The organism is Erwinia sp. B116 (assembly GCF_002865965.1).
Classification (GTDB): domain Bacteria; phylum Pseudomonadota; class Gammaproteobacteria; order Enterobacterales; family Enterobacteriaceae; genus Erwinia.
The window spans coordinates 1-570 of sequence record NZ_JRZZ01000118.1 but is presented as its reverse complement, the minus strand read 5'-3'; the positions used below and the strand labels follow the sequence as shown (position 1 = coordinate 570).

Sequence of the window (570 nt, the reverse complement as noted above, 5' to 3'; positions counted from 1 at the left end):
TTTGTCATGTGAGTCACCTCTGGTTGAGAGTTTACTCACTTAGTCGCGTGTCCACTATTGATGGGTAAGATCACTTTCAGTAGAGCGCTGTTGTGCTGGATTGATATTATGCGCCAGCAATTTACGGATACCATCACGCTGTTGACGAGCATCAGCCAAAGATACGTCGGGATAGGCACCCAAGCCGAGACGGGATTCTTTTCTATTGATACGATATTTGAGATACCAGAGACGTGAACCGCCTGGATTGACTAAAAGGTATAGGCCGTGAGAATCGGAAACTTTAAAGGGTTTTGGGGATGGTTTTAAGTTGCGGATTTTTGAGTCGTTAAGAGACATTTGGGGGTCACTCCGTCATCGAACCAACTTGACCCCAAATCTGACCACCAAATTCTCCCGATGCGGAGGGAAAACTGAAAATGCATCGGGAAGACTTTTCACGCTAACTCATTGAATTCGAATCATATAGGGATTCGCAAAGTGGCATGAAAATAAGAATTTGGCTCCTCTGACTGGACTCGAACCAGTGACATACGGATTAACAGTCCGCCGTTCTACCGACTGAACTAC

1 pseudogene is annotated in these 570 nt (G+C 45.6%); it reads right to left on the bottom strand.

The annotated features are described in order from the left end of the window. Positions 1-75 precede the first annotated feature (75 nt). Positions 76-339, bottom strand: a pseudogene (locus NV64_RS22850) (Arm DNA-binding domain-containing protein); the annotation flags it as partial. Between the last annotated feature and the right edge of the window lie 231 nt (positions 340-570).